Here is a 23,595-nt window from a genome sequence, read left to right on the forward strand (position 1 = left end):
GGCAAGCTGTCGGGGGGTGTAACCAAAGCAATTGGTTTTCAGCCGAGCAGTTTCCGCTGGTCGAGGTATTTTTCCAGAATTTCCAGGCGGGCGAGCGGGTCGTCGAGTTCGAGCAGTTTTTGCTTGGCGAGGTTCTGGATGGGCAGCACTTCGGTGATGCGGAAGCCGACCCATTCGGCTTCGTCGTAGCGGTGCGGTTCGGGCAGGCGTTCGTTGCCGAGGTCGTCGACGACCCGGCGGAGCAGCGGGACCAGGCGCTGGCGTTCGGGCGGTAGCGGTGTCGGGCCGGTTTCGGCGAGCAGTTCGACGCTGGCTTCGAGCTGGTTGTTTGCGCCGATGCTGGTTTCGATGATGCGGAAGCGGCGGCTGCCGTGGGCGGTGATCATCAGGATGCCGAGCTGTTCCATTTCCCAGTCGCCGATGGTGGCCAGCGTGCCGACGGCGTGCGGTTCGGCGGTGGCGCCGACTTCGCTGCCTTTTGCGATGAGGCAGACGCCGAAGGGCGAGCCGTCTTTCATGCAGGCGGCGGCCATGTCGAGGTAGCGTTGCTCGAAGATCTTGAGCGGCAGCACGCTGCCCGGGAAGAGCACGGTGCTGAGCGGGAAGAGCGGGATGCGCATCGTTTCGACGGCATTGCCGGTCGGCGAGCGGACGAAGTCGAACCAGCCCATCATTCGCCCCAGCGTTGCATCAGCGTGTGCGGCACGCCGATCTGATCGAGGACGCGGGCGACGACAAAATCGACGATGTCCCCGACGCTTTGCGGGCGGTTGTAGAAGCCGGGGCTGGGCGGCAGGATGACGACGCCGGCGCGGCTCAGGCGCAGCATGTTTTCGAGGTGGATGGCGGAAAACGGCGTTTCACGGGGGACCAGCACGAGTTTGCGGCCTTCTTTCATGACGACGTCGGCGGCGCGTTCGATCAGGTTGTCGGCCAGGCCCTGGGCGATGGCGGCCAGTGTGCCCATGCTGCACGGGCAGACGACCATGGCGTCGGGCGGGTTGGAGCCGGAGGCGACCGGGGCGAACCATTCTTCGCGGCCGTAGACAGCGAGGTTTTCCGCGGTGGCGGCGGGCAGGCGGGCGAGCAGGGAGGCTTTGGCATCGCTCGGCCGCGATGGCAGGTCGAATTCGAGTTCCTGCCGGGCGACGACCTGCGAGGCTTGCGAGTATAGCAACTGCACCTTGCAGCCCGATTCGAGCAGGCATTCGAGCAGGCGCAGGCCGTAGGGCATGCCGGAGGCACCGGTGAGTGCGAGGCAAATCGTTTTAGGCATCAGGCAGCTTCCGTGGGGGCGGGTTCAGCCAGCAGTTTAGCCGCGATCAGGCCGTTGATGGTGCCGAAAACCAGTGCCGCGGCGGCGAAAACCGGGGTGAGCAGAAAGACCCCGTCGTGCGGGATGAGCCAGACGCGGGCGAGCAGCAACTGGCCGCCGATGTGGGCGAAGGCGGCGAGGATGGACAGACTGACCGGGCCGAACCAGCGCTTGGGCAGATGGCGGGCGAGGCCGAGAGTGAGCAGGCTGAGCGTCGTGCCGGTGAGCGACAGGAAGAAGCCAGGGGCGAGGAAGAAGCCGAGCAGCAGACTGCCGGCCAAAACCCGCAGGGCGCTGACCCAGACCGCCGTGCCCCAGCCGTAGCGGGCCAGCACAACCAGCGTGACGATGTTGGCCAGCCCCGGCTTGACGCCGGGCAGCGGCGACGGGATGGCGGCGTCGACCAGCGACAGGCCGACGGCCGCCGTGGCCAGCCAGGCGACGCGGCGGTCTTCGGCGGTGACGGTGAGCTCAATAACTGATCGAGTCATAGACCTTGGTCCGCCCGGCGATCTGGACGCTGACGCGATTGGGGGCGCAGATGGCGATTTCGCCGGGGCGCATGAGCCAGCCCTGTTTGACGCAATACTGCCGCGGACTGGGGTCGGAGACGACGCGGGCGCGGCCCGGTTCGACGGCGATCAAGGTGGTGCCGAGCGGGCCGGCGACTTCGTATTGTTTGCGGGCTTTGAGGTCGACTTCGGCGAAAACGCGACCTTCCTGCCGGATGATGGCGCGGTCGGCCAGTCCGCCCTGCCAGAAAACCGGGATGCTGACACCGACGGCGGCGGCGCTGAGCAGCATGACCAGCCAGTCGCCGGGGCGGATTAGCGCCAGCCAGCTCATGGCCTTGCCGGGCGCCGGCGCATTTCAATTTTGGCCATTATTTCCGGTTGACCGTGGAATTGGCTGCCTGCAGCACCCTCAGCTGCCAGCCAGCGTACGGTGGCGGACCAGCACCCGGGCCCGAGTGGCGAATTCGTTGGCCAGCCATTCGGCGATGTAAACCGAGCGGTGCTGGCCGCCGGTGCAGCCGATGGCGACGGTCAGGTAATTGCGGTTGTCGCGGATGTAGGCGGGCAGCCAGGTGGCGACGAAGCGGCTGATGTCGTCGCGCATGCGGCGGACTTCTTCCTCGGCTTCGAGGAAAGCGACGACCGGCTGGTCCTTGCCGGTCAGGGTGCGCAGTTCCGGGTCGTAGTGCGGATTGGGCAGGCAGCGGACGTCGAAGACGAGATCGGCATCGAGCGGGATGCCATGCTTGAAGCCGAAGGACTCGAACATCAGCGTCAGGCCCTGGCCGGGCTCGGCCTCGATGAACTGGCGGACCCATTCGCGCAGGCCGCTGGCCTTCATGCCGCTGGTGTCGATGCGGTGGCCGAGGGTGGAAATCGGCTCGAGCAATTTGTTTTCGGCCCGGATGGCTTCTTCCAGCGTCTGTCCGGCGGTGGCCAGCGGGTGACGCCGCCGCGATTCGGAATAGCGCTTGAGCAGCGTTTCCTCGTGGGAAAAGAGAAAGAGGAAGGTGATTTTGACGCCGTCTTCCTTCAATTTGTCGAGCTTGGCCGGCAGCAGATCCATGCCGTGTCCGGAACGGGCGTCGATGGCGACGGCGACCTTGTCGACATTTTCTTCCTTGAGCATCCCGGCGAGGACTGTCAGCATGATCACCGGCAGGTTGTCCACGCAGTAATAGCCGGCGTCTTCGAGCAGGTTCAGGGCGACGGACTTGCCGGAACCGGAAAGTCCGCTGATCAATATGAGTTCCATGGGGGCAGAGCATAATCAAGGCGGCGCCCCGTATCAACCCGCGGCATAATAGAAAAAAACAGGAGATCATCATGCCCCCGACAATTCCTTTGCTTGACCTCCCATTTCTGGCCGAACTGACCGCGCTGCGCCGCGACATTCACGCCCATCCCGAGCTGGCTTTCAACGAGAACCGGACAGCCGATATCGTCGCCCGCGAACTTGAGCGCTACGGCCTGGAAGTCCATCGCGGCATTGCCAAAACCGGTGTCGTTGGCGTCCTGCGCGCCGGTACCTCGTCCAGAATGGTCGGCCTGCGCGCCGACATGGATGCGCTGCCGCTGGCCGAAATGAACGAGTTCCCGCATCACTCCAAGCACGCCGGGAAAATGCACGCCTGCGGCCACGACGGCCATACCGCCATGCTGCTCGGCGCTGCCCGCCACCTGGCCCAGCATCCCGATTTCGACGGCGTCGCCGTCTTCATCTTCCAGCCGGCCGAGGAATCCGAAGGCGGCGCCGCGGTGATGATCGAGGACGGCCTGTTCGAGCGTTTTCCGGTCGAGGCCGTGTTCGGCCTGCACAACTGGCCGGGCATCCCGGTCGGCGAAATGGCTGTCATGCCCGGGCCGGTCATGGCCGGCACCTGCGCTTTCGAGATTTTCGTGCGCGGCCACGGCTGCCATGCCGCCATGCCGCATCAGGGCGTCGATTCCATCGTCGCCGGCTCGCAGTTGGTGCTGGCCCTGCAAACGGTGGTCAGCCGGACGCTGCATCCGTGCGAATCGGCCGTCGTCAGCGTCACGCAATTCCATGCCGGCGAGGCGTGGAACATCATTCCCGAAGAAGTGGTTTTGCGCGGCACCATCCGCAGCTTCAAGCCGGAGGTGCAGGAAAACATCGAACGCGCCGTCGAACGGCTGTGCAGCGGCATCGCGGCGGCCAACGGGGCGCAGATCAGCGTCCAGTTCGACCACCGCTATCCGCCTACGGTCAACAGCGTCAACGAAGCAAAATTCTGCCGTGATGTTGCCGCTGAAGTCTTCAAGCCCGAGCGTGTGCTGACCGATATCCTGCCCTCGATGGGGGCCGAGGATTTCGCCTACATGCTCAACGAAAAGCCGGGCTGCTACGTCTGGCTCGGCAACGGCCCGGGCACCGGCGGCTGCACGCTGCACAACCCGCACTACGATTTCAACGATGAACTGCTGACCCTCGGCGCCAGCTACTGGGTGCGCCTCGTCCAGCGTTACCTGCCGACGAAGCCAGCGGCCTGAGCCGGCTTTCACGGGCGAAAAAAAGCGGCGTTGAACGCCGCTTTTTAAGTGCTGGGCGCCGCCCCGCCTACAGCTTGAAGCGGGCAACCTGCTGGTTCAACTCGCCGGCCATGCCTTTCAGGCGTTCGGCCGATGCGACGACGTCGCGCATGGCGCGGGCCCCTTCTTCGATCAGGTTGCGCACTTGGCCGATGTGGGTCTGCATGGTTCCTTCGTTCTGATATTCGACGCTGATTGCATCGGTAATGCGCGCCACCACCTGCCTTACCTCGAGCGAACTGGTGTTCATCTGGTCGAAGGCGTCGCGCGCCTGGTTGGATAGCTCGACGCTGTCGTCGACCTGCCGCATGCCGGATTCCATGGCATCAACGGCGCGTGCCGTGCCGGTGTGGATGCTGTCGACCATAGCCGAAATCTCGGCGGTCGATTTTGTCGTGCGTTCGGCGAGCTTGCGCACCTCGTCGGCGACCACGGCAAAGCCGCGCCCCTGTTCGCCGGCACGCGCCGCTTCGATGGCGGCATTGAGGGCGAGCAGGTTGGTCTGGCTGGCGATGTCGGAGATGACGCCGAGTATGGAATTGATCTGGGCGGACAGCGTGCCCAGCTCGCGGATGTGGGTGGCCGTGACCTGCACCGAGCTGGCCATCGATTTCGTTTCTTCTGCTGCCTTGCTGGCCAGCGCTGCACCGCTCCCGGAGATTTTGCTCGATCCCTGAACGATCTGCTCGGCTTCCCTGACGGCATTCATCACCTGGCCGAGGCTTTCGGAGAGGACTTCGCCATTGCTGACCATGCTGCGGGCGACATCCAGTTGCTGATCGCTGCCGCTGGCCACCTGCGAGGTGGCCGACGCCATGTGGGTCGCCGTCTGGGCCACGTCGCTCGCATGCCTGGCCAGCGTGCTGACCAGTTCGCGCAGATGGACTTGCATGGCGGCCAGCCCGGCCAGCAGGCTGTCACGGTCGTCATCGGCAATGGCGATCGGCTGCGTCAGGTCGCCGGTGGCAATCGCGTTGGCTACCTGACGGGCGTAGCCCGGCTCGCCGCCGAGTTGGCGGCGAACATAGGCCAGCGTGGTGATGACGCTGGCGATGCCAACCAGAATGGCCAGTGCCGACAGCGCCAGCACGATGTTGCCGGCCTGTTCGGCCTTGCCAGCCACTTCGAGGCGCTGGGCAGTGGTCGCCTTGTCGATGACCTCGAGGTCATCGAGCAGGGCCTTCTTCAAGGCCCGCCAGGCGGGGGTTTCCTTGCTGTTGATCAGGCTCTTGGCGTCATCGGTGCGGCCCGACTTGATGGCGGCGAGAACTTCGGTCTGGGCGTCGGCCTGGGCCTGGGCGAGCGGTCCGAGGCGAGCCAGCGAACCGCTGAAGCCGTCGACGGAAGCACTGACACCGGCGGCTCGTTCGCGCGCCACGGCGAAGTCCTTGCGGGCTTTTTCGAGATTGTCGAAAGCCTTGGGATTGCTCGGGTCGAGGACAATGTTGCGCAACGCCTGGCCCATTTGCAGCCCCTGGCTGTACATGTCCTGATAGCCATGCTGCAGGGCGCCGATGCCATCGAGGAAGCTGCCAAAACGGGCCGAGGTACTGCGCAGGCCACTGTTGGCGACGACAACGGCAGCAATGAAGGCGGCCATGATCAAGGCCATGCCGAATAACAGGCGGTTACGGAAGCTCATTGCCGAATCCCTTTGAATATTAGGGTTTCATTGTACGGCGTGGTTGTTACGGCAGCTAGCGCGATCAGCCGGCGGTGATCATTCCATCGGTGAGCCGGAGTGCATTGACCAGCAGCAGCTCGCGTTCGAGGCCGGCGACCAGGCGTTCGTCGGAGAGATTCAGAAAGCGGGCGTTGACGTCGACGGCGAACGGCAGCGAGAGGACGAAGGCGGGGAAGTCGGCTTTCGGCAACTGGCGTTTTTCCATCATCGCGAACGAGACGATGACCTTGATGGCATGCCAGGCCAGTTGCCCGATATTGCTGCGGAAGTTGCCAAGGCGCCGGAAAGCCCGTTCAAAAGCGGCGTCGATCGTGGAAAACGGCTTGCCGTGGCCGGGGATGACGATGTCGATAGGCAGCCGGGAGAGCATTTCGAGCGTTTCCTGCGCGCTGGCCAGGCCGTCGGCTTCGCCGAGCAGTTCGGGGAAAATGACGCCGAAGCCGTTTTCCCAGAGCGCATCGCCGGAAATGAGAATGCGCTTTTCCGGGTTGTAGTAGGCCAGCGCTTCCATGTCGTGACCGGGAACGGCCAGCGCCTGCCAGTTGAGGCCGCCCATTTCGACTTCGTCGTTGGCATCGATCAGCCGGTCGTGCTGGAAGCGCGCGCTTTGCTGGCCAAGCGGCGAGAGCAGCAGGGCATCCTTGTCCCACTCGGCAATGACGGCATGGAGGCCGGCCGGGACGATGATCTCGCAGTCGAAGGCTTCCTTGAGCGCGGCGTTGCCGCCGATGTGGTCGGAGTGCGAGTGGGTGTTGATCAGGCGGGCCAGGGTGCGGCCGGCCAGGGCGTGATAGACCAGGTCGACCGTCTGTTGGGCATGCGTGACGTAGCCGCTGTCGACCAGCGTGGCCTGTTCGCCGTCAAAAAACAGGATGTTGTTGGCCGACAGCCAGCCGCGTTCGAGGACGAGCAGGCTGGCCGGGAGGTCAAGGCTCATTCCGGCTTTTCCGGGCTGCCGTCACGATTGGCTGGCTGCGTCGTCGTTGGTACGACGAGCTCGGCGACGATCCCCGGTGCGCTGAGAGGCGGCCGGCCGCAGCCGAGGCAATAGCCGGAATCGGGGTCGGCCATGCAGATGCCGACGCATTGATAGAGTTCTTCGTCGTTCATTTTGTGTTGCCGTTGCTGCGTAATTCGCTTTCCTGCGGGGCCTGTTCACGGCGCCGCCGGGCGACGTTGACCAGGATGTGCTGCTGACCGGCATCGTCGAGGCGCGACCAGGCCGTGATTTCATCGATAGTGCGGAAGCAGCCCTGGCACAGGCCGTTGCTCGCATCCATCTTGCAGATATTGATGCAGGGTGAGGGAGTTGTCATTCAAATCAACATGAAGCGGTGTTGCTGGTCGCGGACCATTTCAACGGCTTCGAGGGCTTCGTCGCGACTGATTCTGGCCAGCATGGCCAGATGAAGACGGCGGTCACGGGCAGTTAGTTCCGGGAAGTTGAGGGTATGGGCGTTGATGTCCTCGGTGCCGTCGTCGCTGACAACGCCCTGGCGGTCGACTGTGATGCTGACCGGCGACAGATGCAGGGCCGGTTCGGGCGACTTGAGGTAATCGGCCAGCGCATCGACCAGATGTTCCGGCATCAGCGATTCGGCGGTGTGGCGCAGTTTGGCGTCGAGCTCGGCCAAATGACGGGTGCCGACAGCAAGTTCATGGCCGCCCGAGGTGCCACGCAGGACGGTGAGGTGGGCGCGTTCCACCGATACATCGGCCCGCAGGCCTTCGCGCTCGTCGCGCAGGGCCTTGACGTGGGCGTGGAAGGTGTGGAGCAGGCTTTCCAGCGCCTTGCAGCGCAGGCCGTGCAGGGTGGTGTCGAGTTGGCAGCTCGGCTCGATCAGCGTCTGGCCGGAGAAAAAGAGAACGAGCTGGGGGACATCGCTGCGGATGACATCGCCCTGCTGCGCCATGCCGAGCTGCTTTTTCTGTTGTCGCCGGGCGGCGAACATGGCGTAGAAATATTCGCTTTCCCAGCTGCACGGCTCGGCGAGAAAGTCGCGCACGGCCTGACTGCGGCCGAGCATCTGGTCGATGTCGCCGGCCGTGGCGAACAGCGCGTGCACCAGCGGATCGTTGGCAAAGGCCTTGCGGTTGATGTCGATCGGGCCGGGCAGCGAGGCGACCAGGCCGTCGCAGTAACCGAGTGCATATTCAACCGGGCCGCTCAGGTGTTTTTCGAAACCCGGGGCAGCCTTGAGCATCGGGTCCACCATCTCGGCCACCCGGTCGAGCGCCTTGCGCAGGGACGGGTCCAGCGGTGGGGCGGGCTTGAGAAAATCAGCAACAGTCGAAAGAAGGCTCACTCGGCAGCTTTGGCACAGAGAGCCCGGCCGGCCTTGGCGCCATTCGGGCGGTTGATGGCACTGGAAATCCAGTCGCCGACTACTGCCAGTTTAGCCAGATCGATGCCGGTTTCAATGCCCATGCCTTGCAATAAATATACAACGTCCTCGGTTGCTACGTTGCCGGAGGCGCCTTTGGCATAGGGGCAGCCGCCGAGGCCGGCAATTGAGCTGTCGAATACGGCCATGCCCATCTGCAGCGAGGCGTAGATGTTGGCGACAGCCATGCCGTAGGTGTCGTGATAATGGCCGGCCAGTTTTTCGATGGGGAGCTGTTTGGCGCAGGCCTCGATCAGGCGTTTGACCGAGGCCGGATTGCCGACGCCGATGGTGTCGCCGAGGGAGACTTCGTAGCAACCCATGGCGAACAGGGTTTTGGCGACTTCGGCGGCCTTTTTCGGATCGACTGCACCTTCGTACGGGCAGCCGACGACGCAGGAAACATAGCCGCGGACCGGAATTTCCAGTGCTGAAGCGGCCGAAACCACTGGTTCGAAGCGTTTCAGGCTCTCGGAAATCGAGCAATTGATGTTTTTCCGGGAAAAACTCTCGGAGGCAGCGCCAAATATGGCAACTTCGGTCGCGCCGGCTTCAATGGCCGCATCAAAACCTTGCAAATTTGGCGTTAAAACCGGGTAGACCGTGGCCGCGCGGCGTTTGATGCCGCGCATGACTGCCGAGTTGTCGCCCATCTGCGGCACCCATTTCGGCGAGACGAAGGAGGTCGATTCGATGACGCGTAGCCCGGCATCGGCGAGGCGTTCGATCAGTTCGATCTTGATCGCCGTCGGGACAACCTGCGCCTCATTCTGCAACCCGTCGCGCGGGCCGACTTCGACGATTTTTACGTGTTTTGTGAGGTTCATGTTGAATGCTCAGCGAGATGGCATCAGAAGCAAGGATATTCCGTGAGCGGCCAGGGTCAATCCTGATCGCGTAACCAGTAAGTGACAGCGCACAGGGCCAGACCGACGACGTAGAGTTGCCAGGTTTCGGAAATGGCGTAGGGGTAAAGCATCAGTGCGACACCCAGCCATTTCACGTACGGGCGGGCGCGCTGCTTTCCGTAGCGGTAGCCGGCCAATCCGAGCAGCCCGAAGATGATGGCGCCGATCAGGTAGGCCGGCGTCGGCAGGGTCAGGCCAAGGGATTGCAGAGAATTCAGGTCTTCCACGAGCGGCTCCGACGACAGCGACAGTTAGCGACATCATCTCACCAGGGACATGGTTAACTGCACCGGGTTCATGACACGCCTTCGAATTCGACCAGTTCAGCCCCATCGCTGACCTGTTCGCCGGCGGCGTAGCAGAAAGTCTTGACGATGCCGGCGGCGGGGGCGGTGATGGTGTGTTCCATTTTCATCGCTTCGAGGATGAGCAGCGGGGCGCCTTTTTCCACCTTCTGGCCGGGCTGGGCGAGCAGGGCGACGACCTTGCCGGGCATCGGCGCGGTCAGGCCGCCACCTTGGGCGCCGCCGGCTTCGACGAGATGCAGCGGGTCATCACGGAGAAGTGAGTACGTGCATCCGTTGAGGAAGATGCTGCGTTTTTCATCGACCGCGACAACGCTCGGCATCAGCCGGCGGTCGTCGAGTTCGACGGCGAAGCGGTCGCCGTCGAGCTTCTTGCCACGGGCCAGCGTGGTCTGGCCGTTGATCGTGATCTGCCATTTGTCGCCCTGGTAGCGAACCATCGCTTCGATCAGGCTGTCGCCATCGCGGAAGCCGATCATCCGGGCGGCCGACAGGTTCATGCGCCAGCCATCGCGGGCGTGCCACGGCGAGCACGGGTCGCCGCTGGTTTTGGCGGCCTGTTTGGCTTCGTGCTGCTCCCAGAGCAGCTCGCCGACCGTGGCGACGAGCAGCGCGTCGCGCGGAACGGCCTGGGCGGCGGGGAAAAGGAATTCCTTCTGGCGTTCGATCAGGCCGGTATCGAGGTCGGCACCGGCAAAGGCCGGGCAGGCAACGAGGCGGGAGAGGAAATCGATGTTGGTGGTGACACCCGCCACCTGATAGTCGGCCAGCGCCTTGCGCATGCGGGCCAGGGCGGCGTCGCGATGTTCGTCCCAGACGATCAGTTTGGCGATCATCGGGTCGTAGAAAGGCGTGATCTCGTCGCCTTCCTCGACGCCGGTATCGACACGGACGTTGAGGCTTTCGGCCGGTGGTGACAGACGAACCAGCTTGCCGGTCGACGGCAGGAAACCCTTGGTGGCATCCTCGGCGTAGATGCGCGCTTCGAGGGCGTGGCCGCGAATCTGCAACTGTTCCTGTGCAAGCGGCAGCGGCTGGCCGGCGGCGACGCGCAATTGCCATTCGACGAGGTCCTGTCCGGTGATCATTTCGGTGACCGGATGCTCGACTTGCAGGCGGGTGTTCATTTCCATGAAATAGAAGCTGCCGTCCTGATTGGCGATAAATTCGACGGTGCCGGCGCCGACATAGCCGACAGCCTTGGCGGCCGCGACGGCGGCCTTGCCCATTTCATGGCGGCGCGCATCGGTCATGCCGGGGGCGGGGGCTTCTTCGAGCACCTTCTGGTGGCGGCGCTGCACGGAGCAGTCGCGTTCGAAGAGATAGACACAATCGCCCTGGCTGTCGGCGAAGACCTGAATTTCGATGTGGCGCGGCTTGGTGATGTATTTCTCGATCAGCACGTGCTCGTTGCCGAAGCTGGAGGCGGCTTCGCGCTTGCACGAGGCGAGGGCGTCGGGGAAATCCTCGGTGCGTTCGACCAGGCGCATGCCCTTGCCGCCACCGCCTGCCGCGGCCTTGATCAGCACCGGATAGCCGATGGCGTCGGCTTCCTGGTGGAGCAGGGCGGGCGTCTGGTCGTCGCCGTGGTAGCCCGGGGTGAGCGGTACGGCGGCCTTGCCCATCAGTTTCTTGGCTTCGGATTTCGAACCCATGGCGCGAATGGCCGAGGCCGGCGGGCCGATAAAGGCGATGCCGTTGGCGGCCAGCGCATCGGCGAAATCGGCATTTTCGGAGAGGAAACCGTAGCCGGGATGGACGGCCTGGGCGCCGGTGCGCTTGCAGGCATCGACGATCCTGTCGGCGACGAGGTATGACTCGCGGGCGGCGGCCGGGCCGAGCAGGACAGCCTCGTCGGCGAGGCGGACATGGCGGGCGTTGGCATCGGCTTCGGAATAGACGGCGACGGTGCGGATACCCATGCGGCGGGCGGTTTTAATCACTCGGCAGGCTATTTCCCCGCGGTTGGCGATGAGGATTTTGTTAAACATGCTGGGTCTCCCGCGGAGAAATAGCCTGAGCGCGCTGCGCACGCAGGCAGTTTGACTTCGTCGCTGCGCCGCTACGCGGCTGGTCGCCTCTGTTGGCAATCAGAATTCTGCTGAACATGCTTATTCCCCAATCCATGCAGGTGAACGTTTGTCGAGGAAGGCGGCGATGCCTTCGCGGGCTTCCGGCGTGGCGCGCAGGTGGGCGATGCGGTGGGCGGTGTCATCGACCAGCGTGTCGTTGATCGGCCGGCCGCTGACGGCACGGATCAGATCCTTGGCGGCGGCCTGGGCAAGCGGGCCGCCTTGCAGCAGCGAGTCGACGATTTCCTGCACTTTGGCATCCAGTTGTTCCGGCCCGACGGCTTCATGAACGAGGCCGATTTCGCGGGCGCGGTCGGCGGTTATACGTTCGGCCGACTGGAAGTAGCGATAAGCCTGACGGGCGCCGATGGCGCGCAGGACGTAGGGCGAAATGGCCGACGGGAGGATGCCGAACTTGACTTCGGAGGTGGCGAAAACGGCCTTGGTCGAGGCGACGGCGATGTCGCAGGCGGCAGCCAGCCCCATGCCGCCACCGAGTGCGGCACCCTGGATTCGGGCGATGGTCGGTTTCTTCATCTCGGCCAGCACACGCAGCATGCGGGCCAGGGCGCGGGCGTCGTTGAGGTTGTCGTCGAGGCCATTGTTGGCGGCACGTTTCATCCAGTTGAGGTCGGCGCCGGCGGAGAAGCTTTTGCCTCGGCCGGCCAGGACGACGACGCGGATGTCGTTATCGGCCTCGGTGGCGATGCAGGCGGCGGTGAGTTCGGCGATGAGGGTTTCGTCGAAGGCGTTATGGAGGTCGGGGCGGTTCATCCAGATAGTGGCGACCGGGCCGGTGAGTTGTATTTCCAGGGCTTGGAAGGGCATTTTGTTTGTCTCGGTTTTGTTATTTGGTTTTGCTGAATTGGCTTGGGTTTCCGCCTTGCTGGCGGGCGTACTTTCTTTTGTGTGGCCAAAAGAAAGTAGCCAAAGAAAAGGCCACCCCTGGGTCGGTGCCGGCGTTGCCGGTTCCCTGCGCTACTCGGCAGGCCGGGCGGCTGCGGAACTCGGGGCTTTGCCCCTCAAACAGTCCTCGCCGACTGCCCCCGGCCTTCCTGCGTTGCTCGGCACCTCTCAAGGGGCCCGGTGAAACGATCCGGGTTTGAGCTTGGGTGCCTGAATGGCCGATTTCATTTTTGGCCGCTTTTTCCGGTTGACCGTGGAAGTCGATTCTTTGCGTTACATCGGTCGAGCGCGGACGCTTTTGGGGCCCCCGTGGAAGGCGCTGAGCAACGCAGGCGGGCCAGGGGCTGTCGGCTTGCGTTGTCTGAGCCGCAGGCGAGTTTAGCAAGCCGCCCGGCCTGCCGAGTAGCGCAAGGAACCCGAAGGGCGCCGCCCCCGGGGTCGCCTTCTTTTTGGCTACTTTTTCTTGGCGAAGCAAGAAAAAGTACGCCCGCCAGCAAGGCGGAATCCCAAGCTCATTCAAAGGAGCCTCAGGCCAATTCGAGGAAACAATCATTTGAGCCCCCTCTCCCGAATCAACCCAGCCATCGGCTGCCCATTCAGCGCCGCAATCAAACTCGCCTGATTAACCGCCGGTTGATTCTGGCTAACCTTCCATTTCCCGACCAGGCGGTCGATGGAAATCTCGATCCCGACCACAGCCCCAAGCATCTTCCCGATGTAATCCGCCGGCGCATCATTAACCGCCCACGGACGCGGCAGCCCGGCTTCGTGCTCAGCGGTCAGGGCATGCAACTGGGCAAGAAGCCACTCGGCATCGTCAATCAGCCGCAACTCACCATAGGCATGCACCGCCGCGTAATTCCAGGTCGGCACGACCTTGCCGTGTTCGGCCTTGGTCGCGTAGCCGGACGGGCTGATATAGCTGTCCGGACCTTTGAAAATCACGAGAATTTTCCGGTTGACCGTAGCATCCGCCGCCAGCGGATTGGCCCGCGCAACATGGCCGCGCAGGGTGCCGTTCGGGCCGGCAGCCGCATCCAGATGCAGCGGAATGTGGTTGGCGTCGAGGCCATTCGGACCTTGCGTGACCAGCGTGGCGAGCGGATGCGCCCGCATCAGCTCGTGCATGACGCCGACGTCGGTTTCCGCAAAATGCTTGGGCAGGTACATCGCCTTACATCCGGAAGATGCCGAACTTCGTCTCTTCGGCCGGCGCATTCATCGATGCCGACAGGCCGAGGCCAAGAACTCGCCGCGTATCAGCCGGATCGATGATGCCGTCGTCCCACAGCCGCGCCGAGGCGTAGTACGGATGCCCCTGCGTCTCGTACTGTTCGCGGATCGGGTCCTTGAATGCCGCCTCTTCCTCGGCGCTCCAGGTCTTGCCAGCCGCTTCGATGCCGTCGCGCTTGACGGTGGCCAATACGCCGGCCGCCTGTTCGCCGCCCATCACCGAAATGCGGGCATTCGGCCACATCCACAGGAAGCGCGGCGAATAGGCGCGGCCGCACATGCCGTAGTTGCCGGCGCCGAACGAGCCGCCGATGACAACGGTGAATTTTGGAACTTTCGCGGTGGCGACTGCCGTCACCATCTTGGCGCCGTCGCGGGCAATGCCGCCGTTTTCGTACTTGCGGCCGACCATGAAGCCGGTGATGTTCTGCAGGAAAACGAGCGGAATGCCGCGCTGGGCGCAGAGTTCGATGAAGTGCGCGCCCTTCAACGCCGATTCGCTGAACAGAATGCCGTTATTGGCGACGATGCCGACCGGGTAGCCGTATATCCGCGCGAAGCCGCAGACCAGCGTCGTGCCGTAGCGCGCCTTGAATTCGTCGAAATTGGAGCCGTCGACGATGCGGGCGATAATTTCGCGCACGTCGAAGGGCTTTTTCGAGTCGGTCGGGATGACGCCGTACAGTTCTTTGGCGGCATAGGCTGGTTCGGTGGGTACCGTCAGCGTAACCGGCGGGGCCTTCTTCCAGTTCAGATCCTTGACTATGCGGCGGGCGATGGCCAAGGCGTGGGCATCGTTCTCGGCCAGATGATCGACGACCCCGGAGATGCGCGTATGGACGTCGGCGCCGCCGAGGTCTTCGGCCGAGACGACCTCACCGGTGGCGGCCTTGACCAGCGGCGGACCGCCCAAAAAGATCGTGCCCTGATTCTTGACGATGATCGACTCGTCGCACATCGCCGGCACGTAGGCGCCGCCGGCCGTGCATGAGCCCATGACGGCGGCGATCTGCGGGATGCCGGCGGCAGACAGGTTGGCCTGATTGAAGAAGATGCGGCCGAAATGTTCCTTGTCCGGGAAAACCTCGTCCTGCATGGGCAGGAAGGCGCCGCCGGAATCGACCAGATAGACGCAGGGCAGCCGGTTTTCGAGGGCGATTTCCTGGGCGCGCAGGTGCTTTTTGACCGTCAAAGGGTAGTAGGTGCCGCCCTTCACGGTCGCGTCGTTGGCGACGACCATGCATTCGACGCCATTGACGCGGCCGATGCCGGCGATCACCGAAGCCGCCGGCACGTCACCGCCGTACATGCCGTAGGCCGCGAACTGGCCGATCTCAAGGAAGGGTGTGCCGGGATCGAGCAGGCCATTGACCCGCTCGCGCGGTAGCAGCTTGCCACGAGCCAGATGTTTCTGGCGCGCCGCTTCCGGGCCGCCGAGGGCGATCTTTTCGACCTTTTCATGCAGGTCGGCGACGACCGTCGTCATGGCCGCCGCGTTGGCCTGGAAATCGGCCGAGCGCGGGTTGAGTTGGGATTTCAGGATGGTCATGTCTCCTCGCTTCTTTTATGTGTGCGTTGCCTGAATTGCGATTTGGTAAGTGCTACAACTGCTTTTCCTCTTTGAGCCACTTGCTGACCGGTTCCGGCCGGTAGGCAGTCATGGTGGCCAGCAGTTTTTCGATGTCGGTGTCGGCCAGCGCCATGGCCCGGTTCTGGGCGCGCAGGAAGCCTTCGGCTACGGCCTTGTCGAACATGGCGAGCAGCGGGTCGTAGAAACCGTTTACGTTGAGCAGTCCCATCGGCTTGGCATGAAAGCCGAGCTGGCCCCAGGTCAGGATTTCGCAGAATTCCTCGAAGGTGCCGAAGCCGCCGGGCAGGGCAATGAAACCGTCGGACAGTTCGGCCATGCGCGCCTTGCGGGTGTGCATCGAATCGACGACCTCGATGCGCGTCAGCGTCCGGTGATCGACGGCGCGACCGGCGACCTCTTTGCCCATCAGCGCCTCCGGGATGACGCCGATGACCGTGCCGCCGGCTTCCAGGCAGGCATCGGCAACGGCGCCCATCAGGCCGATATTGCCGGCGCCGTAGACCAGTTCGATGTTGCGCGCGGCGAGCAGGCGACCGAGCTTTTCAGCCTCGGCGCGATAGATCGGATTGCTGCCAGCGTTGGAACCGCAGAAGACGCAGATTCTTTTCATCGTGTTCTCAAAAACCGCCGGTCTTCAGCCAGTGTTCGATCTGCGGCAGGCGGTCGGCGCCGAAGAAGGCTTCGCCGTCGATGATCACGTGCGGCGAGCCGAAGACGCCGATTTTCAGGGCGTTATCGACTTCGTCCTTGAGACGGGCCTTGATCTCGGGTGTCTGGATGGCTGCGGCCAGTTGTTCGCGGTCGATGCCGAGCCCCGCGGCGATGTCGAGCACCGTGTCTGGCGAGGAGATGTCGAGGTCGTCCACAAAGAAGGCGCGATAGACCGCATGGGCGAAAGCTCGGGCCTGTGCACAATCCTGGCCATGCAGCCAGTAGTAGGCGCGGGCGGCGTTCTGCGTCGGCAACGGGAAGCGGCTGGGCGGGTTGTAGGGAATGCCCATGTGTCGTGCCGAACGATGGAAATCGGCCAGCATGTACTTGCCCTTGGCGCTGACACCATCGGCCGGCGGTCGTGAACCGGTGGCCTGGAAAATGATACCGAGCAGGATCGGATGCCATTTCACCTTGCGGCCGTATTGGGCGGCCAGGGCGTCGATCTTCTCGCTGAGCAGGTAGCCGTAGGGGCTGGAAAAATCGAACCAGAAATCGATTGGGGGCTTGGCGTCGGTCATCTTTTGTCTCCTGTTGGTGCCACGGTCGATTTCATTTTTGGGCTTTTTTTCGGGTTGACCGTGGCAATGGGGTTTGACTACTCGTTGGCGATGCTGCGTCCGATCACCAGCCGCTGGATGTCGTTCGCCCCTTCGTAAATCTGGCAGATACGCACGTCGCGGTAGATTCTCTCGACCGGGAAGTCGCTCGTGTAGCCGACTCCGCCGTGGATCTGGATGGCGTCGGAAGCAATTTTCTCGGCGGCTTCGGAGGCGAACATCTTGGCCATCGAGGCTTCCTTCAGGCAGGGTTTGCCGGCGTCCTTGAGCTGGGCGGCGCGCCAGACCATGAGGCGGGCGGCGTCGAGTAGTGTGTTCATGTCGGCCAGGCGGAAATTGACGGCCTGGTGGTCGATGATAGCCATGCCGAAGGTGACGCGTTCCTTGGCGTAACGCACCGCTGCTTCAAACGCAGCCCGCGCCATGCCGATGCTCTGGGCGGCGATGCCGATGCGGCCGGCTTCGAGGTTGGAGAGGGCAATCTTGTAGCCTTCGCCTTCCTTGCCGAGCAGCGCCGAGGCCGGCACGCGGCAGTTTTCAAGAATGATCTGCACGGTGTCGGAGGCGTGCTGGCCCATCTTGTCTTCAGTACGGCCGACGATGAAGCCGGGCGTCGCGGTCGGGATCAGGAAACAGGAAATCCCCTTCTTGCCAGCCGCTTTGTCGGTCACCGCGAAGACGATGGCCATCTGGGCATGCTTGCCGGTGGTGATGAACTGCTTGACGCCATTGAGCACAAAGAAATCACCATCGCGGTCAGCCCGCGTGGTGATCGCCGCGGCATCTGAGCCGGTGTGCGGCTCGGTAAGGCAGAAGCAGCCGAGCTTCTCGCCACGGGCCAGCGGCTTGAGCCATTCTTCCTTCTGCGCGTCGGTGCCGTACTTCATCGTGATGCCGCAGGCCAGCGAGTTCTGCACGGAGACGATGGTCGACGTGGCGCCGTCACCGGCGGCGATTTCTTCGAGGGTCAGGACCAGCGACATGTAATCCATGCCGGCGCCATCCCATTCCTCGGGGACAACCATGCCGAGCGCGCCGAGTTCGCCGAGTTCCTTGAGCGCCTCGGCCGGGAAGGTGTGGTTCCTGTCCCAGTCGGCGGCGAAGGGGGCGAGGCGTTCCTGCGCGAAGGCGCGCATGGTATCGCGGATCATTTCCTGCTCTTGCGTGAGAATCATCGGTCCGTCTCCGCTCAGAACATTTCAACGGCGAGAGCGGTCGCTTCGCCGCCGCCGATGCACAGGGAGGCAACACCACGTTTCTTGCCGTACTTCTTGAGCGCGCCGAGCAGGGTGACGACGATGCGGGCGCCGGAAGCGCCAATCGGGTGACCCAGCGCACAGGCGCCGCCGTGGACATTGACCTTGGCCGGGTCGAGCTTGAGGTCGTGCAGCGCAGCCATGGTGACGACGGCAAAGGCTTCGTTGATTTCGAACAGATCGACCGATTCTGCGGTCCACCCGGTTTTGGCGAACAATTTCTGCATGGCGCCGACCGGGGCCGACGGGAAGAGGGCAGGTGTGTCGGCGTGCGTCGTGTGCGCAACGATGCGGGCAATCGGCGACAGGCCGAGGCTGGCGGCTTGCGAAGCGCGCATGAGGACCATGGCGGCGGCGCCGTCGGAAATCGACGAGGAGTTGGCCGGGGTCACCGTGCCGTCCTTTTTGAATGCCGGCTTCAAAGTCGGGACTTTTTCAACGTTGACCGCAAACGGGCCTTCATCCTTGTCGATGACGACATCGCCCTTGCGGCCGGCGACGGTGGTCGGGGCGATTTCCCAGGCGAAGGAACCGTTGTTGCTGGCTTCGATGGCGCGGGTCGTCGAACGGATGGCGAATTCGTCTTGCGCTTCACGCGTGAAGCCGTAAGTGGTCGCACACTCTTCGGCAAACGTCCCCATCAGGCGGCCACGGGTTTCCTTGCTGTAGGAATCTTCGAGACCGTCCATGAACATGTGGTCGAACATCTGGCCGTGGCCGAGGCGATAGCCGCCGCGCGCCTTGGAGAGCAGGTAGGGGGCATTGGTCATCGATTCCATGCCGCCGACCACGGCCACGTCATAGGAGCCGGCGAGGATGCCGTCGTGGCCGAGCATGGTGGCTTTCATGGCCGAGCCGCAAACCTTGTGGATGGTGGCGCAACCGGCCGAGAGCGGCAGGCCGGCCTGCAATGCCGCCTGGCGGGCCGGGGCCTGGCCCTGGCCGGCTTGCAGCACACAACCCATCAGCACTTCTTCGATCAGCTTGGCGTCGATGCCGGCGCGCTCGACGGCGGCCTTGATGGCCACGGCACCGAGGTTGGCGGCGGTCAGGGCACTGAAGCCGCCCTGAAACGAGCCCATGGCGGTGCGGGCGGCGGAAACGATAACGATCGGGTCATTCATGCTGTTTTCTCCTGCGTGCGTGTTGTAATCAGGCGTCCAACGCTTTCAGTGCGGCGTCGTAACGGAAAGGCAAATCCTGCGGGTGGTCGACGGTGATGCCGAGGTCGTGGATCAGGCCGTCCTTGAGGCCGTAGATCCAGCCATGGACGGTCAGTTGCTGGCCCCGGCTCCAGGCATCCTGGACGACCGGGTTGTGGCAGACATTGACCACTTGTTCCAGCACATTCAGTTCGCACAGCCGGTCGTGGCGAAGCTCTTCCGGCAAGCTGTTCACGTTGTCCATGTGCTTGTTATGGACGTCATGGACGTGGCGCAGCCAGAGGTCGACAACGCCGACCCGGTCGCGGCGCAGAGCCGCACCGACGCCGCCGCAGCCATAGTGGCCGACGACCATGATGTGCTTCACTTTGAGCACATCGACGGCGTATTGAATGACCGACAGGCAGTTGAGGTCGGTATGGACGACGACGTTGGCGACGTTGCGATGGACGAACACCTCGCCCGGCAGCAGGCCGACGATCTGGTTGGCCGGAACGCGTGAATCGGAGCAGCCGATCCACAGGAATTCCGGGGTCTGCAACTGCGACAGCTTGTCGAAATAGTTGGGGTCGACGGCCTGCATCTGGCCAGCCCAGGCGCGATTGAAGTCGAACAGGTGCGACAGGTTCTCGCTGCGGATTTCTTCTTCCGACCAGTTGTCGAGGTCGAGGGCGAGGAACATCGTGCCTTCGATCGGCGTCTGGTAGTAATTCGGCGCTTCGGTAAAACCCAGTTCGCGGTAGAGCTTCACGGCCATGCGCATGTTGGGCAAAGTGTCGATCATCAGCTTGCGATAGCCGATTTCCTTGGCCGCCTTGATGGCGGCCAGGGCCAGAGCCGCGCCGACGCCGTGGCCGCGCTCTTCCGGCGCGACGTAAAGGCGCTTCATTTCGCAGACGCCTTCGCTGTCGGGCAGCGGGCGAACGCCGACGCAGCCGGCTGGACGGCCGTCAACCTCGGCAAAGAACAGCCGGCCCTGCGGCGCAACATAGGTGCCGGGCAGGGAGGCCATTTCCTGGTCGAAGTTCTGGTACGACAGATCGACGCCGAGCCAGGCCGCGTAATTCCGGAAGTACTGGCGAACCTGCTCCAGTGCTTCGGTATCGTTGGCGGTGAGGGTACGTAGGGTAAGGGTCATGCTGTGAGCTCCTGGTTGCGGTGCTCCCTGCTCGGAAGCACCGGCGGGAGCTGTTTATGCGGTTTCGGCGAAAAGTTCGCGACCAATCAGCATTCTACGGATTTCCGAGGTGCCTGCCCCGATCTCGTAGAGCTTGGCATCGCGCCACAAACGGCCGACCGGATACTCGTTGGTGTAGCCGACACCGCCCAGCGTCTGGATCGCCTCGCCGGCCATCCAGGTCGCCTTTTCGGCGGAATATAGAATGGCACCGGCGGCGTCCTTGCGCAGTGTCCGGGCGTGGTCGGTGGCATCGCAGGCACGGCCGACCGCATAGACGTAGGCGCGGTTGGCCATCCAGGTCGAATACATGTCGGCGACCTTGCCCTGCATGAGCTGGAATTCGCCGATCGCCTGGCCGAACTGCTTGCGTTCGTGGAGGAAGGGCACGACCACATCCATGCAGGCCGCCATGATGCCGAGCGGGCCACCGCACAGCACGGCGCGTTCGTAGTCGAGGCCGGACATCAGCACTTTTGTGCCCTGGCCGACGCCGCCGAGGACGTTTTCTTCCGGCACTTCGCAGTTGTCGAAAAAGAGCGGGAACGTGTTCGAGCCGCGCATGCCCAACTTGTCGAGGTGGGTGCCGTGGCTGAAGCCTTTCGTGCCCTTTTCGACGATGAAGGCAGTCATGCCCTTGGCTCCGGCGTTCGGGTCGGTCTTGGCGTAGACCACCAGGGTGTCGGCATCGCCGCCGTTGGTGATCCACATTTTGGATCCGTTGAGGACGTAACGGTCACCCTTTTTCTCGGCCTTGAGCTTCATCGAGACGACGTCGGAACCGGCATTCGGCTCGGACATCGCCAGGGCGCCGACATGGTCGCCGGAAATGAGCTTGGGCAGATATTTCTGGCGCTGGGCTTCGGTGCCGTTGCGGCGGATCTGGTTGACGCACAGATTCGAGTGGGCGCCGTAGGACAGCCCAATGGAGGCCGAGGCGCGCGAGATTTCTTCGAGCGCGACGATGTGGGCGAGATAGCCCATGTTGGTGCCGCCATATTCCTCGCTGGCGGTCATGCCGAGCAGGCCCATGTCGCCGAATTTCTTCCAGAGGTCGGCCGGGAAATGATTGATGCGGTCGACTTCGGCGGCGCGTGGCGCGATTTCGGCGTCGGCAAAAGCCTTCACCGCATCGCGCAGCAGGTTGATGTCTTCGCCGAGGCCGAAGTCGAGGCTGGGTATGTTCATGGTTTTGTCTCCGTTCCTGGTTATTTTTGAATTACTTTTCGGTCTTGCCGTGCATGACCATGATGGTCTGCTGCATCAGCGCACAAAGCGTTTCCCGGCCGTCTTTCACGGCGAAGACTTCGGCCTGGGTGATGATCAGTGTTTTGCCCGGGCGCACCACCTTGCCGCGGGCGATGAGTTTCTCGCCGTCGGCAGGGGCGACCAGATTCATCTTGAATTCGACGGTGAGTACCGAAGCTGTTTCCGGCACGACGGTCATCGCCGCATAGCCGGCGGCCGAATCGGCAATCATCCCGACCACGCCGCCATGGACGAAACCGTGCTGCTGCTCGACGCCCGTCCAGTGCGGCAGATGGATTTCCGTCCGGCCGTATTCAATGACCGGCATCGTCGCCTGGATCAGTTCCATGGCGTTCTGACGGGCAAAACTGGCGCTGACGCGCTCGGCAAAGTGGGGATCGACGATTTTGCTCATAGGTGGTGATTGTATTTACGTTGACGTTAACGTCAACTAGAGATCAAATATTTTTTACAAAGTATTGCGGCGAGCCACTTCCTGTTCGCACTGGCGTTCAAATTCCGAGATTTCGGCCAGCATTGCCTCAATGTCCTCGCGCTGCTGTTCCAGTGCGGCGCGGCGCTTTTCCATGACGCGCAGGCATTCGAGCAATTGTGGCGTTTCGTCCTCGGTCGAGGCGTACATGCCGATCAGGTCCTTGATTTCGGCCAGCGACAGCCCGAGGCGCTTGCCGCGCAAGGCCATTTTCAGGCGCGCCCGGTCGCGGCGGGTGAAGACACGCTTGCTGCCTTCGCGTTCGGGCGACAGGATGCCTTGGTCTTCCCAGAAACGGATGGTGCGGGGCGTGATGCCGAATTCCCGAGCCAGGTCGGAAATGGCGAAGGTGGTGGCCGTTTGGCTCAAATTGGTCTCCTCAAGGTGCGGCCAAGTTAAACAGATGCGAAGGGTTTTTTCAATCCGCTACCGTATGGTAAGTTGTTTGCCTTGCTATCAAGGTTTCCCATGTCCCTGCATTTTCCTCACGCACACCCGCCGGCCGCCGGCGAACTGACCGAAGTGGCGCCCGGTGTTTTCTGGCTGCGCATGCCGCTGCCCTTCCAGCTTGATCACATCAATCTCTGGCTGCTCCGTGACGGCGCTGGCTGGGTGATCGTCGATACCGGCTTTCCCGACGATGCGGTACGCGCCATGTGGTCGCAGATACTGGAAAAACTCGACGGCCCGGTGACGCGCCTGATCGTCACCCATTTTCATCCGGATCATCTCGGGCTGGCGACGTGGCTCATGGAAAAGACCGGGGCGCCCTTGTCGATGACGACCGGCGAGTTCCTGACGGCGCATGTTGTCTGGCACGAGGTGGCCGGGCATGGCGCGCGTTTCATGGTCGAACAGTTCCGCCAGCATGGCCTGGGTGCCGAGCAACTGGCCAAGTTTGAAAAACGCGGCTCCGGTTATCGCAAGGCTGTCCCGGCGTTGCCTGAATACTATGATCGTCTGAAGATCGGTGACATTGCTACGGTCGACGGGAAAAAATGGCAAATTTTGATAGGTCATGGCCACGCTCCGGAACATATGGCGCTTTACTGCGTCGAACTCGGCGTGTTAATTTCGGGCGACATGCTTTTGCCAAGAATTTCGACCAATATCAGCGTTTTTGCTGCAACCCCGAAGGCTGATGCGTTACGCTGGTTCCTCGAGTCATTGGACGAAATGGCTGATGAAGTTCCGGATGAAACACTGGTTTTGCCTTCGCACGGCTTGCCCTTCACAGGGATTCGGGCGCGGGTTCAGGCACTGCATTCGCATCATGAAGAACGATTGCAAGCTTTGGAAGACAGCTGTGAACTAGCGCCGAAGAGCGCAGCCGAGCTGCTCGATGTGTTGTTCAATCGGGCGCTTGATACACACCAAACCATGTTCGCGATGGGCGAGGCAATTGCCCATCTGAACTACCTTGAGCAAGCTGGTCGGCTGTTACGCAGCATTTGCGCCGACGGGGTGATTCGCTATTCGCGGTTGCAGTCTAAAGCCGCTACGCACTGACAGAGGGAGTTTCAA

26 protein-coding genes are annotated in these 23,595 nt (G+C 62.9%); 2 read left to right on the forward strand and 24 right to left on the reverse strand.

Annotated features, from left to right (window positions below; all coding sequences use genetic code 11):
• Window positions 1–38: 38 nt before the first annotated feature.
• The 5 genes from WBK19_RS20700 to rapZ form a co-directional block, all read right to left on the reverse strand.
• Window positions 39–674 carry an LON peptidase substrate-binding domain-containing protein gene (locus WBK19_RS20700; protein WP_511292955.1) on the reverse strand — a complete coding sequence of 212 codons (636 nt, stop codon included), beginning with the start codon at window positions 672–674 and terminating at the stop codon, window positions 39–41.
• Entirely contained in the window at window positions 671–1,276 is a 606-nt protein-coding gene (locus WBK19_RS20705; RefSeq protein ID WP_511292956.1) for a flavin prenyltransferase UbiX, read from the reverse strand. The genes WBK19_RS20700 and WBK19_RS20705 overlap by 4 nt, the downstream gene beginning before the upstream one ends.
• A complete protein-coding gene (locus tag WBK19_RS20710) occupies window positions 1,276–1,806 on the reverse strand; it encodes a Gx transporter family protein (RefSeq protein WP_511292957.1) in 531 nt (176 codons plus the stop codon). Before WBK19_RS20710 ends, WBK19_RS20705 begins: the two co-directional genes overlap by 1 nt.
• On the reverse strand, window positions 1,787–2,161 hold the full coding sequence (locus tag WBK19_RS20715) for a NusG domain II-containing protein (protein WP_511292958.1): 375 nt from the start codon (window positions 2,159–2,161) through the stop codon (window positions 1,787–1,789). Before WBK19_RS20715 ends, WBK19_RS20710 begins: the two co-directional genes overlap by 20 nt.
• 78 nt (window positions 2,162–2,239) lie before the next feature.
• The gene (gene rapZ / locus WBK19_RS20720; RefSeq protein ID WP_511292959.1) at window positions 2,240–3,085 is read right to left on the reverse strand and encodes an RNase adapter RapZ; all 846 of its coding nucleotides are present in this window, start codon (window positions 3,083–3,085) and stop codon (window positions 2,240–2,242) included.
• A gap of 71 nt (window positions 3,086–3,156) precedes the next feature.
• Here rapZ and WBK19_RS20725 point away from each other — a divergent pair, with 71 nt between their 5' ends.
• Window positions 3,157–4,341, forward strand: a complete 1,185-nt coding sequence (locus WBK19_RS20725) for a M20 aminoacylase family protein (protein ID WP_511292960.1) — start codon at window positions 3,157–3,159, stop codon at window positions 4,339–4,341.
• Between the two features lie 67 nt (window positions 4,342–4,408).
• Here WBK19_RS20725 and WBK19_RS20730 read toward each other — a convergent pair whose 3' ends face one another.
• The 19 genes from WBK19_RS20730 to WBK19_RS20820 all read right to left on the reverse strand — a co-directional run bounded on the left by WBK19_RS20730 (window position 4,409) and on the right by WBK19_RS20820 (window position 22,440).
• Window positions 4,409–6,022, reverse strand: coding sequence for a methyl-accepting chemotaxis protein (locus tag WBK19_RS20730; RefSeq protein ID WP_511292961.1), 1,614 nt, complete (start codon window positions 6,020–6,022; stop codon window positions 4,409–4,411).
• Between the two features lie 64 nt (window positions 6,023–6,086).
• A complete protein-coding gene (locus WBK19_RS20735; protein WP_511292962.1) occupies window positions 6,087–7,001 on the reverse strand; it encodes an MBL fold metallo-hydrolase in 915 nt (304 codons plus the stop codon).
• Window positions 6,998–7,174 carry a hypothetical protein gene (locus WBK19_RS20740; RefSeq protein WP_511292963.1) on the reverse strand — a complete coding sequence of 59 codons (177 nt, stop codon included), beginning with the start codon at window positions 7,172–7,174 and terminating at the stop codon, window positions 6,998–7,000. The genes WBK19_RS20735 and WBK19_RS20740 overlap by 4 nt, the downstream gene beginning before the upstream one ends.
• On the reverse strand, window positions 7,171–7,380 hold the full coding sequence (locus WBK19_RS20745; protein WP_511292964.1) for a DUF1289 domain-containing protein: 210 nt from the start codon (window positions 7,378–7,380) through the stop codon (window positions 7,171–7,173). Before WBK19_RS20745 ends, WBK19_RS20740 begins: the two co-directional genes overlap by 4 nt.
• Window positions 7,381–8,370, reverse strand: a complete 990-nt coding sequence (locus tag WBK19_RS20750) for a hypothetical protein (RefSeq protein ID WP_511292965.1) — start codon at window positions 8,368–8,370, stop codon at window positions 7,381–7,383. It abuts the gene before it with no gap.
• A complete protein-coding gene (locus tag WBK19_RS20755; RefSeq protein WP_511292966.1) occupies window positions 8,367–9,275 on the reverse strand; it encodes a hydroxymethylglutaryl-CoA lyase in 909 nt (302 codons plus the stop codon). Before WBK19_RS20755 ends, WBK19_RS20750 begins: the two co-directional genes overlap by 4 nt.
• A 56-nt stretch (window positions 9,276–9,331) precedes the next feature.
• A complete protein-coding gene (locus tag WBK19_RS20760) occupies window positions 9,332–9,583 on the reverse strand; it encodes a hypothetical protein (protein WP_511292967.1) in 252 nt (83 codons plus the stop codon).
• A gap of 68 nt (window positions 9,584–9,651) precedes the next feature.
• Complete coding sequence (locus tag WBK19_RS20765) at window positions 9,652–11,652, reverse strand: acetyl/propionyl/methylcrotonyl-CoA carboxylase subunit alpha (protein WP_511292968.1); 2,001 nt, start codon at window positions 11,650–11,652, stop codon at window positions 9,652–9,654.
• Window positions 11,653–11,772: 120 nt separating this feature from the next.
• Window positions 11,773–12,561: an enoyl-CoA hydratase/isomerase family protein gene (locus WBK19_RS20770; RefSeq protein WP_511292969.1), complete on the reverse strand. Its 789-nt coding sequence runs from the start codon at window positions 12,559–12,561 to the stop codon at window positions 11,773–11,775.
• A 627-nt stretch (window positions 12,562–13,188) separates the two neighbouring features.
• Window positions 13,189–13,809 carry an FMN-binding negative transcriptional regulator gene (locus WBK19_RS20775; protein ID WP_511292970.1) on the reverse strand — a complete coding sequence of 207 codons (621 nt, stop codon included), beginning with the start codon at window positions 13,807–13,809 and terminating at the stop codon, window positions 13,189–13,191.
• A gap of 4 nt (window positions 13,810–13,813) precedes the next feature.
• A complete protein-coding gene (locus WBK19_RS20780) occupies window positions 13,814–15,421 on the reverse strand; it encodes a carboxyl transferase domain-containing protein (protein WP_511292971.1) in 1,608 nt (535 codons plus the stop codon).
• A 52-nt stretch (window positions 15,422–15,473) separates the two neighbouring features.
• Window positions 15,474–16,073 (reverse strand): LOG family protein, encoded by a 600-nt coding sequence (locus tag WBK19_RS20785; RefSeq protein ID WP_511292972.1) that lies wholly within the window; start codon window positions 16,071–16,073, stop codon window positions 15,474–15,476.
• Between the two features lie 7 nt (window positions 16,074–16,080).
• Window positions 16,081–16,695: a 2-hydroxychromene-2-carboxylate isomerase gene (locus WBK19_RS20790; RefSeq protein WP_511292973.1), complete on the reverse strand. Its 615-nt coding sequence runs from the start codon at window positions 16,693–16,695 to the stop codon at window positions 16,081–16,083.
• A gap of 77 nt (window positions 16,696–16,772) precedes the next feature.
• Entirely contained in the window at window positions 16,773–17,909 is a 1,137-nt protein-coding gene (locus WBK19_RS20795) for an acyl-CoA dehydrogenase family protein (protein ID WP_511292974.1), read from the reverse strand.
• A 14-nt stretch (window positions 17,910–17,923) separates the two neighbouring features.
• Window positions 17,924–19,114, reverse strand: coding sequence for an acetyl-CoA C-acyltransferase (locus tag WBK19_RS20800; RefSeq protein WP_511292975.1), 1,191 nt, complete (start codon window positions 19,112–19,114; stop codon window positions 17,924–17,926).
• A 28-nt stretch (window positions 19,115–19,142) separates the two neighbouring features.
• Window positions 19,143–20,291, reverse strand: coding sequence for a carbonate dehydratase (gene can / locus WBK19_RS20805; RefSeq protein ID WP_511292976.1), 1,149 nt, complete (start codon window positions 20,289–20,291; stop codon window positions 19,143–19,145).
• 54 nt (window positions 20,292–20,345) lie between these two features.
• Window positions 20,346–21,518 (reverse strand): isovaleryl-CoA dehydrogenase, encoded by a 1,173-nt coding sequence (locus WBK19_RS20810; RefSeq protein ID WP_511292977.1) that lies wholly within the window; start codon window positions 21,516–21,518, stop codon window positions 20,346–20,348.
• A 31-nt stretch (window positions 21,519–21,549) separates the two neighbouring features.
• Entirely contained in the window at window positions 21,550–21,993 is a 444-nt protein-coding gene (locus tag WBK19_RS20815) for a PaaI family thioesterase (protein WP_511292978.1), read from the reverse strand.
• Between the two features lie 54 nt (window positions 21,994–22,047).
• Window positions 22,048–22,440, reverse strand: a complete 393-nt coding sequence (locus WBK19_RS20820; protein WP_511292979.1) for a MerR family transcriptional regulator — start codon at window positions 22,438–22,440, stop codon at window positions 22,048–22,050.
• 99 nt (window positions 22,441–22,539) lie between these two features.
• On the opposite strand from WBK19_RS20820, the gene WBK19_RS20825 reads away from it, so the two are divergent.
• The gene (locus WBK19_RS20825) at window positions 22,540–23,580 is read left to right on the forward strand and encodes an MBL fold metallo-hydrolase (RefSeq protein WP_511292980.1); all 1,041 of its coding nucleotides are present in this window, start codon (window positions 22,540–22,542) and stop codon (window positions 23,578–23,580) included.
• Window positions 23,581–23,595 lie beyond the last annotated feature (15 nt).

The organism is Azonexus sp. (assembly GCF_049652925.1).
Taxonomy (GTDB): Bacteria; Pseudomonadota; Gammaproteobacteria; order Burkholderiales; family Rhodocyclaceae; genus Azonexus.